Below are 21,843 nucleotides of genomic sequence, written 5' to 3' on the forward strand. Positions count from 1 at the left end.
GGTCTGTTCGACGCCGGGTTCTTCGGGATTTCGCCGCGTGAGGCGTTGGCGATGGACCCGCAGCAGCGGTTGCTGCTGGAGGCCTCCTGGGAGGCACTGGAGAGCGCCGGAGTAGATCCGGTCACGCTCAAGGGATCGGACGTCGGCGTGTTCTCCGGCGTTTCAGGCCAGGGCTACGGCACCGGTGCGATCGCACCGGAGGTCGAGGGCTTCGCGGGCACGGGACTGGCGTCGAGTGTGGCGTCCGGCCGGGTGTCGTACGTCTTCGGCTTCGAGGGTCCGGCGGTGTCGGTGGACACGGCGTGCTCGTCGTCGCTGGTGGCCATTCACCTGGCGGGCCAGTCGCTGCGGCAGGGCGAGTGCTCGATGGCGTTGGCCGGTGGCGCGATGGTGATGGCCACGCCGGCCACCTTCATGGCCTTCTCGCGCCAGCGAGGTCTGGCCACCGACGGCCGGAGCAAGGCGTTCGCCGAGGGCGCGGACGGCATGGGCCTGGCCGAAGGCGTCGGCGTGGTCGTGCTGGAGCGGCTGTCGGTGGCGCGGGAGCGCGGACACCGGGTGCTCGCGGTGCTGCGGGCCAGCGCCGTCAATCAGGACGGCGCGTCGAATGGTCTTACGGCTCCGAACGGGCCGTCGCAGCAGCGGGTCATCCGCAAGGCGCTGGCCAACGCGGGGCTCGCTCCGGCGGACGTGGACGTCGTGGAGGGTCACGGCACCGGTACGGCGCTGGGCGATCCGATCGAGGCGCAGGCGCTGCTCGCGACGTACGGCCGGGACCGGGATCCGCTGAAGCCGCTGTGGCTCGGCTCGTTGAAGTCGAACATCGGCCATGCGCAGGCGGCCTCGGGCGTGGCCAGTGTCATCAAGATGGTGCAGGCGCTGCGGCACGGCGTACTGCCTCCGACGCTGCACGCGCAGCAGCGCACGTCCCAGGTGGACTGGTCGGCGGGCGCGGTGGAGCTGCTGACCGAGGCCAGGCAGTGGCCGCGTGAGGATGCTCCGCGTCGAGCGGGTGTCTCGTCGTTCGGCGTCAGCGGAACCAATGCGCACCTGATCCTCGAAGAAGCGCCCGAGTACGACGAGACGCCTGCCACCGAGGCAGCGCAGCCGCCGCTCGTGTCCGCGGACGTGGTGCCGCTGGTGGTGTCGGCGCGGAGCGCAGCCTCGCTGGCGGGTCAGGCGGAGCGGCTCGCGGCGTTCATCGAGGGTGCTGCTCAGGTGCCGCTGGCGGGTGTGGCCGGGGCGCTGGTGTCGGACCGGTCGCTGTTGGGTGAGCGTGCGGTGGTGGTGGCCGACTCGGACGAGGAGGCGCTGGACGGGCTGCGGGCGTTGGCGCGTGGTGAGAGCGCGGCGGGTGTGGTCTCGGGTTCGGGGACGCCGGGCAAGGTTGTGTGGGTGTTTCCGGGTCAGGGCTCGCAATGGGTCGGTATGGGCCGGGAGTTGCTGGCCGAGTCGCCGGTCTTTGCGGAGCGGATCGCGGAGTGTGCGGCTGCGCTGGAGCCGTGGATCGACTGGTCGCTCGTGGACGTCCTGCGCGGGCAGGCGGAGCCGGAGCTGCTGGAGCGCGTGGATGTGGTGCAGCCGGCGAGCTTTGCCGTGATGGTCGGTTTGGCCGCCGTGTGGTCGTCCGTGGGTGTGCTGCCGGATGCGGTGCTGGGGCATTCGCAGGGTGAGATCGCGGCTGCGTGTGTCGCGGGTGCTCTGTCGCTGGAGGATGCGGCGAAGGTCGTGGCGCTGCGCAGCCAGGCGATTGGTGAGCGGTTGGCCGGGCGTGGTGGCATGGCTTCGGTCGCGCTGAGCGAGGACGAGGCGGTCCGGCGGCTTGGGCGTTGGTCGGATCGTGTCGAGGTCGCGGCGGTCAATGGCCCGTCGTCCGTGGTGATCGCCGGTGATGCGGAGGCGCTGGACGAGGCGCTGCGAGTCCTGTCGGACGACGGTGTCCGGGTGCGGCGTGTGGCCGTGGACTACGCCTCGCACACGCGGCACGTGGAGGACATCCGCGAGACGCTGGCCGACACTCTCTCCGGCATCGATGCTCAGGCGCCGCTGGTGCCGTTCTACTCGACCGTCACCGGCGCATGGATCGACCAGGCCGGTGTCCTGGACGGCGGTTACTGGTACCGCAACCTGCGCGGCCAGGTCGGCTTCGGCCCTGCCGTGGCCGAGCTGATCCGGCAGGGCCACGGTGTCTTCGTCGAGGTCAGCGCGCATCCGGTGCTGGTCCAGCCGATCACCGAGACGCTCGACGAGAGCGAGAGCGGCACCGGTGCCACCACGGTGGTGACCGGCTCGGTTCGGCGTGAGGAAGGTGGTCTGCGGCGCCTGCTGGTCTCGATGGCCGAGCTGTTCGTGCGCGGCGTGCCGGTGGACTGGTCCGGGATCCTGCCGGCCGGCGCGGCCAGGTCGGCTTCGGTCCACCTGCCGACGTACGCCTTCGACCACCAGCACTACTGGCTCCACACGGCGCCGACCGCCACCGACGCGACGTCGCTTGGACAGGCTGCCGTCGATCATCCGCTGCTCGGTGCCATGGTCCAACTTCCCCACTCCGAAGGGTTGTTGTTCACCTCGCGCCTGTCGCTGAAGACGCATCCGTGGCTCGGCGATCACGTGGTCGGCGGCCTGGTCCTCATTCCGGCCACCGGGCTCCTCGAACTGGCCGTACGGGCCGGAGACGAGGCCGGCTGCGGTGTGCTGGACGAGCTGGTGACCGAGGCGCCGCTCGTGGTGCCGCAGCAAGGTGGCGTACGGGTCCAGGTCGCCGTCGGCGCGCCGGGTGAGAACGGCTCGCGGACCGTGGAGATCTATTCGCAGCGTGAGGACGCGGGCGGTGACGCGGAGACGTGGACACGGCACGCCACCGGCCTGCTGTCGGCCTCGGCCTCGGCTTCGGCCCGCGCGACGGACTTCGACTTCGCCGCCTGGCCGCCGGCCGGCGCCGAGCAGGTGGATCTCGACACCGGCGACCTGTACGCGGGTCTGCTTGAGCGCGGCTACGCATACGGGCCCGTGTTCCAGGGCGTGCGCGCGGTCTGGCGGCGCGGCGAGGAACTCTTCGCCGAGGTCGCTCTGCCCGACGAGGCGCGCAAGGACGCCGGCGACTTCGGCCTCCATCCCGCGCTGCTCGACGCGGCCCTCCAGGCCGGCACGTTCGCCGCCGCGGCGGACTCCGCCGAGGAGGAAGCCGGCCAGCCGGTGATGCCGTTCTCCTGGAACGGACTTGTCCTGCACGCCGTGGGCGCCTCGGGGCTGCGGGTGCGGGTCGCGCCGAACGGTACGGACGCGCTGTCGGTCGCGGCGGCGGACCAGACCGGCAGCCCGGTCCTGACGATGGACTCGCTGGTCATGCGCGCGGTGAACATCGAGCAGCTCGGTGCCTCAGCGCCGGCGGAAAGCCGCGACTCGCTGTACGCCGTGGAGTGGACCGAACTGCCCGCGACCCAGGACGCGCAGCCCGCGCCCGCCTGGGTGCCGGTGGCCACGGCCGACGACGTGGCGGCCGTGGCCGCGAGCGGTGCCGCACCGGCGGTGCTGGTCCTGCAGGCCGTCGGTGACGACGCCGAGGACGCCGTACTCGCTCTGACCTCCCGGGTCCTCGAAGTGGTCCAGGCATGGCTGGGCGCGGACGGCTTCGAGGAGTCGCGCCTGGTGGTGCTGACTCGTGGCGCGGTGCCTGCCGGTGCCGAAGGCGCGGTGACGGACCCGGCCGGAGCGGCGGTGTGGGGCCTGGTGCGCGCCGCACAGTCCGAGAACCCGGACCGGATCGTCCTCCTCGACACCGATCCCGACGCCGACGGCGGCGTGGAGCCGGTGCTGGACTCCGTCCTCGCCACGGTGATGGCCGACGGCGAACCACAGCTCGCGGTCCGCGGCACGGTCCTCTCCGTACCCAGGCTCACCCGTACCACCACTCAAGTCACCGACGACCCGACGGTGTTCGGCCCGGACGGGACCGTCCTCGTCTCCGGCGGCGGCTCGCTGGGCGCTCTGGCGGCCCGGCACCTGGTGGCCCGGAACGGCGTACGCCACCTGGTTCTCGCCAGCCGGCGCGGACCGGATGCCGAAGGCGTGCGGGAACTGGTCGCCGAGCTCACCGAACAGGGCGCGACGGTCTCCGCCGTGGCCTGTGACGTGTCCGACCGCGACCAGGTCGAGGCGCTGCTCGCCTCGGTGCCGCGGGAGCGGCCGCTGCGTGGTGTGGTGCACACCGCCGGTGTGTTCGATCCCGGTGTGATCGGGACGCTGAACCGGGAGCGGCTGGCCAAGGTGTTCGCGCCGAAGGTGGACGCCGTACGCCACCTCGACGAGCTCACGCGCGGCCTGGACCTGGACGCGTTCGTCGTCTACTCCTCCGCTTCCTCCGTCTTCATGGGCGCGGGCAGCGGCGGTTACGCGGCGGCCAACGCCTTCCTGGACGGCCTGATGGCCCACCGCCGCGCGGCGGGCCTGCCGGGGTTGTCGCTGTCCTGGGGTCCGTGGGAGCAGGTCACCGGCATGGCCGGGAACATCGACGACCTGACCAGGAGCCGGATGAGCCGGCGAGAAGGCCGCGGCGGAGTGCTGGCGCTCCGTTCCGCCGAGGGCATGGAGCTGTTCGACGCCGCGCTGAGGTCCGAGCACGCGCTGCTCGTGCCGGTCAGCCTGGACCTGCGGGCCGTACGCGCCGATGCCGCGGCGGGCGGCGCAGTGCCGCACCTGCTGCGCGGCCTGGTACGCGCCGGCCGGCAGCAGGCCCGCGCGGCGAGCTCCGGCGAGACGGGCCGGGCGCTGGCCGACCGGCTGGCCGGGCTGCCCGCGGCCAAGCAGGAGACGCTGCTCCTCGACGTGGTGCGCGCGCAGGCCGCGGTCGTGCTCGGGCACAGCGGACCGGAGGGCGTCCGCGTGGACACGGCGTTCAACGAGGCCGGCTTCGACTCGCTCACCTCGGTGGAACTGCGCAACCGGCTGCGCGAGGCGACCGGCCTGAAACTGCCCGCCACGCTGGTCTTCGACCACCCGACCCCGCTCGCGCTCGCCCGCCATCTGCGGACCGAACTCGCCGTCGACGAGGCCTCGCCGGCCGACGCCGTGCTCGCCGGCCTCGCCGGTCTGGAGGCGGTCATCGAGTCCGCGGCGCCCGACGCGGAGGCCCGCGACCGGATCACCGCACGCCTGCGGGAACTGCTGCGGGCGGCCGAGACGGCGAGCGCGGCCGGCACGGTCACGGACGGCGCGGACACCTCCGACGACGACCTCGACAACGCCAGCGACGAGGAACTGTTCGCACTCTTCGAGCAGCTCGACTGAGCCACGCCCGCACGACCCGTACGACCCGCGTACGACCCGTGCGACCTGTACGACCTGTACGACCTGTACGACCTGCACAGACGCTGCGCACACCGACTCACGGCAACCGCACACATCCACCACCTGGGAGTTGAATCAAGTGGCCGACGAGGCAGAACTCCGCGACTATCTCAAGAGGGCCATCGCGGACGCCCGCAACGCCCGCAAGCGGCTGCGCGAGGTCCAGGACCAGGCGCGCGAGCCGATCGCCATCGTCTCCATGGCGTGCCGGTACCCAGGTGGTGTCTCCTCGCCCGAGGAACTGTGGCAACTCGTCGCCGACGGCGCCGACGCCGTCTCCGACTTTCCCGACGACCGCGGCTGGGACCTGGAGGCCCTGTACGACGCCGATCCGGACCACGCGGGCACGGTGTACGTGACCCAGGGCGGCTTCCTGGAAGGCGCGGGCCTGTTCGACGCCGGGTTCTTCGGGATTTCGCCGCGTGAGGCGCTGGCGATGGACCCGCAGCAGCGGCTGCTCCTGGAGACGTCCTGGGAGGCACTGGAGCGGGCCGGCATCGATCCGGCCTCGCAGAAAGGCACCGACGTCGGCGTGTTCTCCGGCCTGTCCGGCCAGGGCTACGGCGCCGGTGCCGGTGTGGTGACACCGGAGTCGGAGGGCTTCGCGGGCACCGGCGCGTCGACCAGTGTGGCCTCGGGCCGCGTGTCGTACGTACTCGGCCTCGAGGGACCGGCGGTGTCGCTCGACACCGCGTGCTCGTCGTCGCTGGTGGCCATTCACCTGGCGGCGCAGGCGCTGCGGCAGGGCGAGTGCTCGATGGCACTGGCCGGCGGCGCGATGGTGATGTCGACGCCCGGTAACTTCGTGGCGTTCTCGCGGCAGCGCGGCCTGGCCGCCGACGGCCGCTGCAAGGCGTTCGCGGACAGCGCGGACGGCATGGGCCTGGCCGAAGGCGTCGGTGTCGTACTCCTGGAGCGCCTGTCGGTGGCGCGAGAGCGCGGACACAAGGTCCTGGCGGTGCTGCGCGGCAGCGCCGTCAACCAGGACGGCGCGTCCAACGGCCTGACCGCTCCGAACGGGCCCTCGCAGCAGCGGGTCATCCGCAAGGCGCTGGCCAACGCCGGGCTCGCTCCGGCGGACGTGGACGTCGTGGAGGCCCACGGCACGGGCACCGCACTCGGCGACCCGATCGAGGCCCAGGCGCTGCTCGCGACCTACGGCAAGGACCGCGATCCCGAAAAGCCGCTGTGGCTCGGCTCGTTGAAGTCCAACATCGGACACACGCAGGCGGCCGCCGGCGTGGGCAGCGTCATCAAGATGGTGCAGGCGCTGCGGCACCGCGTGCTCCCGGCGACCCTGCACGTGGACGCGCCCACGACCGAGGTGGACTGGACGGCGGGCGCGGTGGAACTCCTGACCGAGGCACGCGAGTGGTCGCACGAGGGCCGTCCGCGCCGGGCAGGTGTCTCGTCGTTCGGCGTCAGCGGCACGAACGTGCACCTGATCCTGGAGGAGGCGCCGGACGAGCAGGCGCCGGACGAGGAGGCGCCGCAGCCGCTCGCGCCCGCAGGCGTGGTCCCGCTGGTGGTGTCCGCGCACCACGCCGGTTCGCTGGCACGCCAGGCCGAGCGGCTCGTGTCGTTCCTGGAGACCGGTACCGGCAGGGCATCGCTGACGGACGTCGCCGGCGCGCTGGTGGCGGGACGCGCGGTGCTGGGCGAGCGAGCGGTGGTCGTGGCCGACTCGGACGAGGAGGCACTGGCCGGACTGCGCGCACTGGCACGCGGCGAGAGCGGCGCCAACTTGCTCACCGGCAGTGCTGGTTCGGGCGGTCCGGGCAGGATTGTGTGGGTGTTTCCCGGTCAGGGCTCGCAATGGGTCGGGATGGGCCGGGAGTTGCTGGCCGATTCGCCGGTCTTTGCGGAGCGGATCGCGGAGTGTGCGGCCGCGCTGGAGCCGTGGATCGACTGGTCGCTCGTTGAGGTGCTGCGGGGTGAGGCGGAGCCGGAGCTGCTGGAGCGCGTGGATGTGGTGCAGCCGGCCAGCTTCGCGGTGATGATGGGTCTGGCCGCCGTCTGGGCGTCCGTGGGTGTCGAGCCGGACGCGGTGGTCGGTCATTCGCAGGGTGAGATCGCGGCCGCGTGTGTGTCCGGCGCGCTGTCGCTGGAGGATGCGGCGAAGGTCGTGGCGCTGCGCAGTCAGGCCATCGGCGCGCAGCTTGCCGGGCGTGGTGGCATGGCTTCGGTCGCGCTGAGTGAGGACGAGGCGGTCGCGCGGCTTGGGCGTTGGTCGGATCGTGTCGAGGTCGCGGCGGTCAACGGCCCGTCCTCCGTAGTGATCGCCGGTGACGCGGAGGCCCTGGACGAGGCGCTCGAAGCTCTCGCGAACGACGGTGTCCGGGTGCGGCGTGTGGCCGTGGACTACGCCTCGCACACCCGCCACGTGGAGGACATCCGCGAGACGCTGGCCGACACGCTCTCCGGCATCGACGCTCAGGCGCCGACCCTTCCCTTCTACTCCACCGTCACCGGCGAATGGATCGACCAGGCCGGTGTCCTGGACGGCGACTACTGGTACCGCAACCTGCGTGGCCAGGTCGGCTTCGGCCCTGCCGTCGCCGACCTGATCCGGCAGGGCCACGGTGTCTTCGTCGAGGTCAGCGCGCATCCGGTGCTGGTCCAGCCGGTCACCGAAGCCCTCGATGAGAGCGACGGGGACGCGGTGGTGACCGGTTCGCTGCGGCGCGAGGAAGGCGGTCTGCGGCGCCTGCTGGCCTCCATGGCCGAGCTGTTCGTGCGCGGTGTGCCGGTGGACTGGGCCGACATCCTGCCGGTCGGCGCCATGTCTGCACACGTCGACCTGCCGACGTACGCCTTCGACCACCAGCACTACTGGCTCCAGTCCACCGAGACCACCGGCGACGCCACCTCGCTCGGACTCGCCGGAGCCGATCACCCGCTGCTCGGCGCCATGGTTCAACTTCCGCAGTCGGACGGGCTGTTGTTCACCTCGCGCCTGTCGCTGAAGACGCATCCGTGGCTCGGCGATCACGCGATCGGCGGCCTGGCGCTCCTTCCGGGCACGGGCCTGGTCGAGCTGGCCGTACGGGCCGGAGACGAGGCAGGCTGCAGCGTCCTGGAGGAGCTCGTGATCGAGGCGCCGCTCGTGGTGCCCGAGCAGGGTGGCGTACGGATGCAGGTCGCCGTCGGCGCGCCGGGCGAGAGCGGCTCGCGGACCGTGGAGATCTACTCGCAGCGCGAGGACGCGGACGGGGACACGAAGACGTGGACACGGCACGCCACCGGCCTGCTGTCGGCTTCGGCTCCGGCCCGCGCGACGGACTTCGACTTCGCCGCCTGGCCGCCGGCCGGCGCCACGCAGGTCGCCTTGGACGCCACCGGTTTCTACGACGAACTGCGTGAGCGCGGTGTCGGCTACGGTCCCGCGTTCCAGGGTGTGCGCGCGGTGTGGCGGCGCGGCGAGGAACTCTTCGCCGAGGTCGCGCTGCCCGAGGAACAGCGCAAGGACGCCGACCGCTTCGGTATCCATCCCGCGCTGCTCGACGCCGCTCTGCAGACCGGCACGTTCCGGGCCGTGGCGGACGCGCGGCCGGAGGAGGGAGCCGGACAGCCGCTGCTGGCGTTCTCCTGGAACGGCTTGGTGCTGCATGCCTCGGGCGCCTCGGCGTTGCGTGTGCGGGTCGCTCCGAGTGGTCCGGACACGCTGTCGGTCGACGCGGCGGACGAGACCGGCGCGCTGGTCGTGACGATGGACTCGCTGGTGTCCCGGGCCGTCTCCACCGAGCAGCTGCAGACGGCGGCGGACTCGGCGGCCGCCGACTCGCTGTTCCGCGTGGACTGGAGCGAACTGCAGCCGGCGCACGGTGCGGAGCCCGCGCCGGCCTGGGTGCCGGTGACCACCGTCGACGAGGTCGAGGCCCTGGCCGCAGGCGCCGAAGCTCCCGCGGCCGCCGTGCTGGAGGCCGTCGGCGGCGCGGGCTTGGACGCCGTGGCGGCGCTGACCAACCGGGTCCTCGCGGTCGTACAGGCGTGGTTGGGCGCGGACGGCCTGGAGGAGTCGCGCCTCGTGGTGCGCACCCGTGGCGCGGTGCCCGCCGGCGACGGCGCGGTGACCGATCCGGCCGGAGCGGCGGTGTGGGGTCTGGTGCGCGCCGTGCAGGCCGAGAACCCGGACCGGTTCGTCCTGCTCGACACCGACACCGACGCTGACGCCGACACCGACACCGACACTGACACCAACGCCGACAGCCACGGATCGGGAGCCGTCCTTGGCGCGGCGCTCGCCAGTGGCGAACCGCAGCTCGCGGCGCGCGGCACGGTCCTGTCCGTACCGAGACTTGCTCGTGTGCCCGCTCAAGTCGCCGACAAGGAGGTCGTGTTCAGTACGGACGGGACCGTCCTCGTCTCGGGCGGCGGATCGCTCGGCGAGCTCGTCATCCGGCACCTGGTCGTGCGGCACGGTGTACGCCGTCTGCTGCTGGCGAGCCGGCGCGGTCCGGACGCCGAAGGTGTGCGGGAGCTGGTCGCCGAGCTCACCGAGCACGGTGCGGCCGTATCCGTCGTGGCCTGTGACATGTCGGACCGTGAGCAGGTCGAGGCGCTGCTCGCCGCCGTGCCGGACGAGCATCCGCTCACCGGCGTCGTGCACACGGCCGGTGTCTTCGAGGCCGGGCTCGTCGGAACCCTGACGCCGGAGCGGCTGGCCAGGGTGTTCGCGCCGAAGGTGGACGCCGTACGCCACCTCGACGAGCTCACGCGCGGCCTGGACCTGGACGCGTTCATCGTCTACTCCTCCGCCTCGTCCGTCTTCCTCGGTGCCGGCAGCAGCGGTTACGCGGCGGCCAACGCCTTCCTGGACGGACTGATGGCCCACCGGCGCGCGGCCGGCCTGCCCGGGCTGTCGCTGTCCTGGGGCACCTGGGCGTACGCCACCAACATGACCACGCACCTGGGCGCCGACGACCAGGCGAGCATGAGCAGGCGGACCAGCCGCGACGGCGTCGTGGCACTCACGCCGGCCGAGGGCATGGAACTGTTCGACGCCGCGGTCGGCACCGAGGAGTCGCTGCTCGTGCCGGTCAAGCTGGACCTGCGAGGTGTACGGGCCGGTGCGGCGGCCGGTGGCCGGGTGCCGCATCTGCTGCGCGGGCTCGTACCGGCGGGACGGCAGCAGGCGCGGGCGGCGGCCGCGCACGACGGCGATCTGCTGCGCCGGCTGTCCGGGCTCGTCGAGCCGGAGCAGGAGGCCATGCTGCTGGACCTGGTGCGCACGCAGGCCGCGGTCGTGCTCGGGCACAGCGGACCGGAGGGCATCCGGCCGGAATCCGCCTTCAAGGACGTCGGATTCGACTCGCTCACCTCGGTGGAACTGCGCAACCGGCTGCGCGAGGCGACCGGCCTGAAACTGCCCGCCACGCTGGTCTTCGACCAGCCGACTCCGCTCGTCCTCACGCGCTATCTGCGCGGTGAACTCGGAATCGGCGACGACGTGTTGTCGCGCGTGAACGCGAAAATCGAAGACGTTGAGTCGCTCATCGCCACAGTGACGCTCGACGAATCCATGAGCGCGAGTATCGCGCTGCGCCTGCAGGGCCTGGTGGCCAAGTGCAATGGAGTCGGCGAGCAGACGGACGACTCCACGGTGGCCGAGAAACTGGAATCCGCGTCGGCCGACGAAGTCCTCGACTTCATCCATGAGGAACTCGGGCTCGTGTGAGACCGGTTTCGGGTATCCGGCTCCATCAACATTCTCGTGAGGACTGACGAATGGCCACGGACGAACAACTCCTCAAGACGCTCAAGCGCGTCACCGCCGAATTGCACAATCTCCGGAAGCAGGGCGCGTCGCACGCGGGCGAGCCGATCGCCGTCGTGGGCATGGCATGCCGGCTGCCGGGCGGTGTGACGGGCCCGGAGGACCTGTGGCGGCTGGTGCGCGAGGGCCGCGACGCCGTGGCGGGATTCCCCGACGACCGCGGCTGGGAGCTGGACGGCCTGTTCGACCCGGATCCCGACAACCCGGGCACCTCCTACACCGATCAGGGCGGCTTCCTGCAGGGAGCCGGGATGTTCGACGCGGGGTTCTTCGGGATCTCGCCGCGTGAGGCGCTGGCGATGGACCCGCAGCAGCGGCTGCTGCTGGAGACGTCCTGGGAGGCGCTGGAGCACGCGGGCATCGATCCGGTCTCGCTGAAGGGCACCGATGTCGGTGTGTTCGCGGGCGTGTCGAGCCAGGGGTACGGATCCGGAGGCAGCGGGGTCGCGCCGGAGCTGGAGAGCTTCACCGGCACCGGCGTGGCGTCCAGCGTGGCGTCGGGCCGGGTGTCGTACGTGTTCGGCTTCGAGGGTCCGGCCGTGTCCGTGGACACGGCCTGTTCGTCGTCGCTCGTCGCCATTCACCTGGCCGCGCAGGCGCTGCGGCAGGGCGAGTGCTCGCTGGCGCTGGCCGGCGGCGCGATGGTGATGTCGACGCCAGGTACCTTCGTGGTGTTCTCGCGGCAGCAGGGCATGGCCGCCGACGGCCGGTGCAAGGCGTTCGCGGACGGCGCGGACGGCATGGGCCTGTCCGAAGGCGCCGGCGTGGTGGTCCTGGAGCGGCTCTCCGAGGCGCGCGAGCGCGGCCACCGGGTCCTCGCGGTCATCCGCGGCAGCGCCGTCAACCAGGACGGCGCGTCCAACGGACTCACCGCGCCGAACGGTCCTTCGCAGCAGCGCGTCATCCGCAAGGCCCTGGCCGGCGCCGGACTGGTCTCGGCGGACGTGGACGTCGTGGAGGCCCACGGCACGGGTACGGCGCTGGGCGATCCGATCGAGGCGCAGGCGCTGCTGGCCACGTACGGACAGGGCCGGGATCCGCAACGGCCGCTGTGGCTCGGCTCGTTGAAGTCCAACATCGGACACACGCAGGCCGCCGCCGGTGTGTCCAGTGTCATCAAGATGGTGCAGGCACTGCGGTACGGCGTACTGCCTCCGACGCTGCACGCACAGGTGCCGACGAGCGAGGTCGACTGGTCGGCGGGCGCGGTGGAGCTCCTGACGGAAGCCAGGGACTGGCCGCGCGAGGGCCGTCCGCGCCGCGCCGGTGTCTCCTCGTTCGGCATCAGCGGAACGAACGTGCACCTGATCCTGGAGGAGGCCGCCGAAGACACGGAGCCGGAGCCGGAACCGGCCACCGGGGAGCCGTCGGAGCCCGTATGCGGCGAGCCGGCATCCGCGCGTGTGGTGCCGCTGGTGGTGTCCGCGCGCAGCGAGGGCTCACTGGCCGGCCAGGCCGAGCGACTCGCCGCGCACCTGCGGCCCGTGCACCTGCAGTCCGCGGACGCGCCGTCCGTGGACGCGCCGTCGCTGCCGCGCGTGGCCCGGGCGCTGCTCTCGCAGCGGGCGCTGCTGCCCGAGCGCGCGGTCGTCCTGGCCGGTCCGAACCAGGACGTCCTGGCCGGACTCGGCGCGGTGGCACGCGGCGAGCACGCGGCCGGTGTCGTCACCGGCAGGGCGGCCGGCGCGGGCGGGCCGGGCAAGGTCGTCTGGGTGTTTCCGGGCCAGGGCTCGCAGCGCGCGGGCACCGGCCGTGAGCTGTACGACCGCCATCCGGTGTTCGCGCGGGCCCTGGACGAGGCCTGCGAGCACCTGGACGCGTGCCTCGCCGGCCGGGTCGACCATCCGGTGCGGGACGTGCTGCTGGGCGAGGTGCCGGGCAGCACCGAGCTGCTGAACCAGACGGTGTTCACCCAGGCCGGCCTGTTCGCGTTCGAGAGCGCTCTGTTCCGGCTCGTGGAGTCCTGGGGCGTACGGCCGGACGCCGTCATCGGCCACTCGATCGGCGAGATCGCCGCCGCGCACGCTGCCGGCGTGCTGTCGCTGCCGGACGCGGCGCGTCTCGTCGCGGCCCGGGGCCGGCTGATGCAGGCCCTGCCGCCGGGCGGCGCGATGGTCGCGGTGGCCGCGAGCGAGGCGGAGGTCGCCGGCCTGCTCGGCGACGGCGTGGAGGTCGCGGCGGTCAACGGCCCGTCCTCGGTGGTGCTCTCCGGCGACGAGGACGCGGTCCTCGCGGCGGCCGAGCAGCTGCGCGCGCAAGGGCACAAGACGAAGCGGCTCGTGGTCTCGCACGCCTTCCACTCGCGGCGGATGGAGCCGATGCTGGCCGACTTCGCCACCGAACTCGCCCAGATCGACTGGCAGTCGCCGCAGATCCAGGTGATCTCCAACGTCACCGGACGCCTCGCCGCGTCCGACGAGCTCGCCGACCCCGCCTACTGGACCAGCCATGTGCGCCGGCCGGTGCGGTTCGCCGACGGGATCGCGGCCGCCGTCGAGTACGGCGCCACGCTGTTCGTGGAACTGGGCCCGGGCGCGGCCCTGACCGGCCTCGTCGCGGAGACGGCCGGCGCCGCGGGCGCCGAGGCGACCTGCGTGGCGGCCCTGCGCGACGGCCGTCCCGAGGAGCAGACCCTGCTGGCCTCGCTGGCCGAACTGTTCGTACGCGGCGTGCCCGTGGACTTCAGCGCCGTGCTCCCCGAGAGCGGCGCCACGAAGGCCCGCGTGGACCTGCCGACGTACGCCTTCGACCACAAGCACTACTGGCTGCAGACAGCCGACGCGGCAACGGACGCCGCCTCGCTCGGCCAGGCCGCGGCCGGCCATCCGCTGCTCGGCGCCGTGGTGCAACTGCCGCAGTCCGACGGACTGGTGCTCACCTCCCGCCTGTCGCTGAAGTCGCATCCGTGGCTGGCCGACCACACCGTCGGCGGCGCGGTCCTCGTGCCGGGCACCGGCCTGGTCGAGCTGGCCGTACGCGCCGGTGACGAGGCCGGCTGCGGTGTGCTGGACGAGCTGGTGATCGAGGCGCCACTGGTGGTGCCGCGGCACGGCGGGGTACGTGTCCTGGTCGCCGTGGCCGCACCGGACGGGACCGGCGTGCGTCCGCTGGAGATCTACTCCCTGCGCGAGGACGCGCCCGGCGACACGGACGCGTGGACACGCCACGCCACCGGCACACTCTCGGCCTCATCTGCGGGCCGCGGCACGGCCTTCGACTTCGCCGCCTGGCCGCCGCCCGGCGCCCGGCGCATCGAGATCGGCGACTTCTACGCCGGCCTGACCGAACGAGGCTACGGCTACGGCCCGGCGTTCCAGGGCCTGCGCGCGGTGTGGCGGCGCGGCGACGAGGTGTTCGCCGAGGCCGCTCTGCCCGAGCAACAGCGCGAGCACGCCGACACGTTCGGCATCCATCCGGCGCTCCTGGACGCCGCTCTGCACGCCGGAATGTTCGGCGCCGAGGCGGACGCGGCGGCGGGGGACGCCGGCCGGCCGGTGCTGCCGTTCGCGTGGAACGGCCTGTCGCTGCACGCCGCCGGCGCTCCCGCACTGCGCATCCGCCTGACCTCCGCCGGACCCGGTGCCGTCTCGCTCGAGGCGGCCGACGAGACCGGCGGCCTCGTCGTGACGCTGGACTCGCTGGTGTCCCGGCCGGTCTCCGCCGAGCAGCTCGAAGCGGCCACGGACGCGACGGCCGCCGACTCGCTGTTCCAGGTGGAGTGGACCGAGCTGCCGCCGGCCCAGGACGCCCTGGCCGTGCCGTCGTGGACACAGGTGGCCTCGGCCGAGGACGTGACGGCGCTCGCCGGTACCGGCGAGGTGCCGGCGATGGCCGTCCTCCAGGCCGTCGGCGATGACACCGAGGACACCGAGGACGCCGTACTGGCGCTGACCGCACGCGTGTTGAGCGTGGTGCAGGCGTGGCTGACCACGGACGGCCTGGAGGAGTCGCAGCTGGTGGTGGCGACCCGTGGCGCGGTGCCCGCCGGCGCCGAAGGCACGGTCTCCGATCCGGCCGGAGCGGCCGTCTGGGGCCTGGTGCGCGCCGCGCAGGCCGAGAACCCGGACCGAATCCTGCTGATCGACGCCGACCCGGCCGCCGACGACGGCGTGGTGCCGGTACTCGGTCTGGTACGGGCCGGCGGCGAGCCGCAGATCGCCGTGCGCGGCACCGCACTGTCCGCGCCACGGCTCGCTCGCGCCGCCACCGGTCAAGCACCGGACATCTCCGAGGTGTTCGCGCCGGACGGTACGGTCCTGGTCACGGGCGGCACGGGATCGCTGGGCGCGCTGGTGGCCCGGCATCTGGTCACCGGATACGGCGTACGCCACCTGGTCCTCGCCAGCCGTCGCGGCCCGGACGCCGACGGCGCGCCGGAACTGGTCGCCGAGCTCGGCGAGCTGGGCGCGGCCGTGTCCGTCGTGGCCTGTGACGTGTCCGACCGCGACCAGGCCGAGGCCCTGCTGGCTTCGATACCGGACGCGCACCCGCTGCGCGGAGTCGTGCACACGGCCGGCGTCCTCGACGACGGCGTGATCGGCGCCCTGAGCCGTGAGCGCCTGGCCAAGGTGTTCGCACCGAAGGTGGACGCCGTACGCCACCTCGACGAGCTCACGCGCGGCCTGGACCTCGACGCGTTCGCCGTGTTCTCGTCCGCCTCCGGCGTGTTCGGATCGGCGGGCCAGGGCAACTACGCGGCGGCCAACGCCTTCCTGGACGGGCTGATGGCGGACCGCCGCGCGGCGGGCCTGCCGGGCCTCTCGCTGGCCTGGGGCCTGTGGGAGCAGGACGCCGGAATGACCGCTCACCTGGGCGAAGCGGACCAGGCGCGAGCCGGTCGCGGCGGAGTCCTCGCCATCACGGCGACCGAAGGCATGGAACTGTTCGACATGGCCCTCGCCTCCGGCCAGGCGCTGCTCGTACCGATCAAGATGGACCTGCGCGGCGCGCGCTCCGGAGCGGCGGCCGGCGGCGCCGTGCCGCACTTGCTGCGCGGCCTCGTAGCGATGGGACGGCAGCAGGCACGCGCGGCTGCCGCGCGGGACGGCGACCTGCCGAGCCGGCTCGCCGGACTCGACACGGCGGAACGCCAGGCGCTGCTCCTCGACCTGGTGCGCACGCAGGCCGCCGTCGTACTCGGCCACAGCGCGGCCGACAGCGTCCGAGCCGACACCGCGTTCAACGAGGCCGGCTTCGACTCGCTCACCTCGGTGGAACTGCGCAACCGGCTGCGCGAGGCGACCGGCCTGAAACTGCCCGCCACGCTGATCTTCGACTATCCGACCCCGCAGGCCCTCGCCGGCTATCTGCGCGAGGAGTTCGGCGACACGTCGGCGACCGCCGCGCCGCCGAAGGCTGCCACGGGCACGGACGACCCCGACGAGCCGATCGCCATCGTCGGCATGGCCTGTCGGCTTCCCGGCGGAGTCACCGGCCCGGAGTCCTTGTGGCGCCTGGTGCACGAGGCCCACGACGGCATGTCCGGCTTCCCGGAGGACCGCGGCTGGGACCTGGACAACCTGTTCGACGCCGATCCGGACAGCGTCGGCACCACGTACGCCGGCCAAGGCGGTTTCGTCCACGGCGCCGGCCTCTTCGACGCGGGCTTCTTCGGAATCTCGCCGCGCGAGGCCCTGGCGATGGACCCGCAGCAGCGACTGCTCCTGGAGACGTCCTGGGAGGCCCTGGAAAGCGCCGGAGTCGACCCGACGTCCTTGAAGGGCACGGACGTCGGTGTGTTCTCCGGAGTGTCCAACCAGGGGTACGGGGCCGGGGTGGTCGCACCGGAGCTGGAGGGCTTCGCGAGCACCGGCACCGCGGGAAGCGTGGCCTCAGGCCGGGTGTCGTACGTCTTCGGCTTCGAAGGTCCGGCCGTCACGGTGGACACGGCGTGCTCGTCGTCGCTGGTGGCGATGCACCTGGCGGCGCAGGCGCTGCGGCAGGACGAATGCTCGATGGCGCTCGCCGGCGGCGTGACCGTGATGGCGACACCCGTCAGCTTCGTCGAGTTCTCACGCCAGCGCGGCCTCGCCGGCGACGGCCGCTGCAAGGCGTACGCCGACGGCGCGGACGGCACCGGCTGGGCCGAGGGCGTGGGCCTGGTCGTGCTGGAGCGGCTGTCGGTGGCGCGCGAACGCGGGCACAAGGTGCTGGCGGTGCTGCGCGGCAGCGCCGTGAACCAGGACGGCGCGTCGAATGGTCTGACCGCGCCGAACGGGCCGTCGCAGCAGCGGGTCATCCGCAAGGCGCTGGCCAACGCCGGTCTCGCTCCGGCCGACGTGGACGTCGTGGAAGGACACGGCACCGGTACGGCGCTGGGCGATCCGATCGAGGCGCAGGCGCTGCTCGCGACGTACGGCCGGGACCGGGATCCGCAACAGCCGCTGTGGCTCGGCTCGTTGAAGTCGAACATCGGACACACGCAGGCGGCCGCCGGTGTGGCCAGTGTCATCAAGATGGTGCAGGCCCTGAGGAACGGGGTACTGCCTCCGACCCTGCACGTGGACGCGCCCACGTCCCAGGTGGACTGGTCCACGGGCGCGGTGGAACTCCTGACGGAAGCCAGGGACTGGCCGCGCAAGGGCCATCCACGCCGCGCCGGTGTCTCGTCGTTCGGCATCAGCGGGACGAACGCGCACCTGATCCTGGAGGAGGCGCCCGAAGAGGCGGCACAGCAACCGGCGCTCGTGTCGACGGGCGTGGTGCCGCTGGTGGTGTCGGCGCGGAGCGCCGGTTCGCTGGCGGGGCAGGCGGGTCGGCTCGCGGCGTTCATCGAGAGTGCCGAGGACGCCGGTCGGGTGCCGCTGGCGGGTGTCGCTGGAGCGCTGGTCGCCAACCGGGCGCTGTTGAGTGAGCGTGCGGTGGTCGTGGCCGGCTCGGACGAGGAGGCACTGGCCGGACTGCGCGCACTGGCACGCGGCGAGAATCCGGCTGGTCTGATCACCGGCAAGGTCGGTGTCTCGGGTGGGCCGGGCAGGGTCGTGTGGGTGTTTCCGGGTCAGGGCTCGCAATGGGTCGGTATGGGCCGGGAGTTGCTGGCCGAGTCGCCGGTCTTTGCGGAGCGGATCACCGAGTGTGCGGCCGCGCTTGAGCCCTGGATCGACTGGTCGCTCGTGGACGTCCTGCGCGGTGAGGAGCCGGAGCTGCTGGAGCGGGTCGATGTGGTGCAGCCGGCCAGCTTTGCCGTGATGGTGGGCCTGGCTGCCGTCTGGTCGTCGGTCGGGGTGCGTCCGGATGCGGTGCTGGGGCACTCGCAGGGTGAGATCGCGGCTGCGTGTGTGTCCGGCGCGCTGTCACTGGAGGACGCGGCCAAGGTCGTAGCGCTGCGCAGCCAGGCCATCGCCGAGCAGCTCGCCGGGCGTGGCGGCATGGCTTCGGTCGCGCTGAGTGAGGACGAAGCCGTCGCGCGGCTTGGGCGTTGGTCGGATCGTGTCGAGGTCGCGGCGGTCAACGGTCCGGCGTCCGTGGTGATCGCCGGTGACGCGCAGGCCCTGGACGAGGCGCTCGCAGCTCTCGCGAACGACGGCATCCGCGTGCGGCGTGTGGCCGTGGACTACGCCTCGCACACCCGCCACGTGGAGGACATCCGCGAGACGCTGGCCGACACTCTCTCCGGCATCGATGCTCAGGCGCCGCTGGTGCCGTTCTACTCGACCGTCACCGGCGCATGGATCGACCAGGCCGGTGTCCTGGACGGCGACTACTGGTACCGCAACCTGCGCGGCCAGGTCGGCTTCGGCCCTGCCGTGGCCGAGCTGATCCGGCAGGGCCACGGTGTCTTCGTCGAGGTCAGCGCGCATCCGGTGCTGGTCCAGCCGGTCACCGAAGCCCTCGACGAGAGCGACACGGACGCGGTGGTGACCGGTTCGCTGCGGCGCGAGGAAGGCGGTCTGCGCCGCCTGCTGGCCTCCATGGCCGAGCTGTTCGTGCGCGGAGTACCGGTGGACTGGGCCGACATCCTGCCGGTCGGCGCCGCATCGGCACACGTCGACCTGCCGACGTACGCCTTCGACCACCAGCGCTACTGGCTCCAGTCCACCGAGACCGCGACCGACGCGACGTCTCTCGGCCTGGCCGGGACCGATCATCCGCTGCTCGGTGCCGTGGTGGAGCTGCCGCAGTCCGACGGGCTCGTGGCCACCTCGCGCCTGTCGCTGAAGTCGCATCCGTGGCTGGCCGATCACCGGGTCGGCGGCGTGGTGCTCGTGCCGGGCACGGGTCTGGTCGAGCTGGCCGTACGGGCCGGTGACGAGGCAGGCTGCAGCGTCCTGGAGGAGCTCGTGATCGAGGCGCCGCTCGTGGTGCCCGAGCAGGGCGGCGTACGGGTCCAGGTCGCCGTCGGCGCGCCGGGCGAGAGCGGCTCGCGGACCGTGGAGATCTACTCGCGGCGCGAGGACGCCGACGGGCCGAGCGGTGCCGACGCGTGGACGCGGCACGCCAGCGGGATGCTGGCCGGCACGGTGCAACCAGGCGGCGGCGCGGGCGGGTTCGACTTCGCCGCGTGGCCGCCGGCCGGTGCGGAGCCGGTGGACATCAGCGGCGGCTACGGCCTGCTCACCGAGGTGGGATACGGCTACGGACCGGCGTTCCAAGGCGTGCGCGCACTGTGGCGGCGCGGCGACGAGATCTTCGCCGAGGTCGCTCTGCCTGCGGAACACCGCGACCAAGCCGCCGTGTTCGGCATCCACCCGGCGCTGCTCGACGCCGCTCTGCACTCGCCGCTGCTGCGCATCGCGACCGCACAGGCAGTCGGCGACGGTGCCGAAGCAGGGCCGGGCGGCACGGAGTTGAGGTTGCCGTTCGCCTGGAACGGACTGGTGCTGCACGCCGCGGGCGCCTCGGTGCTGCGGGTGCGTCTCGCGCGGCCGGAGCGCGACGCGCTGTCTCTGGCGGCGGCGGACGAGACCGGCGCGCTGGTCGTGACGATGGACTCGCTGGTGTCCCGGGTCGTCTCCGCCGAGCAGTTGGAGACGGCTGCGGGCACGCCGCGTGCCGATGCGCTGTTCCGGGTGGAGTGGACCGAGCTGCAGTCGCCGCGCGGTACGGAGTCGGAGCTGTCGTGGGCGCCGGTGGCCACCGCGGAAGAGGTGGCGACGCTGGCCGACGACGTGGAGTCCGGCGCCGCATGCCCGGACCTGGCGGTCCTGGAGGCCGTAGGCGGTGAGGGCGACGACGCCGTGCTGACGCTGACCACACGGGTCCTGGAGGCCGTGCAGTGCTGGCTGGACGGTCCCGGCCTGGAGGAGTCGCGGCTCGCCGTGGTGACCCGTGGCGCGGTGCCCGCCGGCGGCGTGGACACGGTGGCCGATCCGGCGGGTGCGGCGGTGTGGGGCCTGGTACGTGCCGCGCAGGCCGAGAACCCGGACCGGATCGTTCTGCTCGACATCGACCCGGTGGATCCAGAGGCTCCGGCGGCACCGACTCCGGCTTCCGCTTCCGCTTCCGGTGACGCCGCGGCCCGCATCCTGGCCGTAACGCAGGCCGGCGGTGAGCCGGAGATCGCGGTCCGCGGCGACGCTCTCTTCGTGCCTCGGCTGGCCCGCGTCACCGCTCAAGTTCCCGATGTGCCAGCGGTGTTCGGGCCGGAAGGAACCGTCCTGGTCTCGGGTGCCGGGTCGTTGGGCGGTCTCGTGGCCCGGCACCTGGTCGCGCGGCACGGCGTACGCAACCTCGTACTGGCCAGCCGCCGTGGCCCGGACGCCGAGGGCGCGCGGGAGCTGGTCGCCGAGCTGAGCGAGCTCGGTGCGGAGGTCTCCGTCGTGGCCTGCGACATGTCGGACCACGACCAGGTCAAGTCGCTTCTCACCGCGGTGCCGGACACGCGGCCGCTGCGCGCTGTCGTGCACACGGCCGGCGTGACCGACGACGGTGTCATCGGGATGCTGACTCCGGAGCGGCTGGCGCGGGTGTTCGCGCCGAAGGTGGATGCCGTACGTCATCTGGACGAGCTGACGCGTGGTCTGGAGCTGGACGCGTTTGTCGTCTATTCCTCCGTGTCGGCGGTGTTCATGGGTGCGGGCAGTGGCAGTTACGCGGCGGCCAATGCCTTCCTGGACGGTCTGATGGCCACGCGCCGGGCGGCCGGTCTGCCTGGACTGTCGCTGGCCTGGGGCCTGTGGGAGCAGAGCACCGGCATGGCGGCCGGCACCGACGACCTGACCAAGGCGCGGATGAACCGGCGCGGTGGTCTGCAGGCGATCACGCCGGCGGAGGGTATGGAGCTGTTCGACGCCGCCGTGGGGTCGGAGCAGGCCCAGCTGGTGCCGGCCAAGCTGGACCTGCGGTCGTTGCGTGGCAGGGCCACGGGCGGTGGGGGAGTGCCGCACATGTTGCGCGGGCTGGTCCGCGCCGGCCGGCAGCAGGCCCACGCGGCGAGTTCCGGTGAGACGGGCCAGGCGCTGGCCGAGCGGCTGGCCGGGCTGTCGGGCGCCGAGCAGGCGACGGTGCTGCTCGACCTGGTGCGGGCCCAGGTGGCCGCGGTGCTGGGCCACAGCGCGACGTACCGGATCGACGCGGACCAGGGACTGTTCGAGGTCGGCTTCGACTCGCTCACCTCCATCGAACTGCGCAACCGGCTCCGTGACATCACCGAGAGGAAGCTCCCGCCCAACCTCGTCTTCGACTATCCGACGGCGGGAATGCTCGCCGCCCATCTGCACGAGCTGATGTGCGGCGCACAGGCGGCACAGCCCGTAGCGGTCTCCGTGTGAAGCAGCGATCCC

1 protein-coding gene and 2 pseudogenes are annotated in these 21,843 nt (G+C 72.7%); all 3 read left to right on the forward strand.

The features are described from left to right. Window positions 1-6 precede the first annotated feature (6 nt). Window positions 7-5,286: pseudogene (locus ACWC0C_RS39825) on the forward strand (SDR family NAD(P)-dependent oxidoreductase); the annotation flags it as partial. Between the two features lie 169 nt (window positions 5,287-5,455). Continuing rightward, a pseudogene (locus tag ACWC0C_RS39830) lies at window positions 5,456-11,023 on the forward strand (type I polyketide synthase); the annotation flags it as partial. Between the two features lie 50 nt (window positions 11,024-11,073). Continuing rightward, window positions 11,074-21,831, forward strand: coding sequence for a type I polyketide synthase (locus tag ACWC0C_RS39835; protein WP_450869411.1), 10,758 nt, complete (start codon window positions 11,074-11,076; stop codon window positions 21,829-21,831). The last annotated feature ends 12 nt before the right edge of the window (window positions 21,832-21,843 follow it).

Source organism: Streptomyces sp. NPDC001709, assembly GCF_053596375.1.

Coding starts and splice junctions, on each gene's coding strand:
- ACWC0C_RS39835 (WP_450869411.1), top strand. CDS start 11,074: ATGGCCACGGACGAACAACTCCTCAAGACGCTCAAGCGCGTCACCGCC.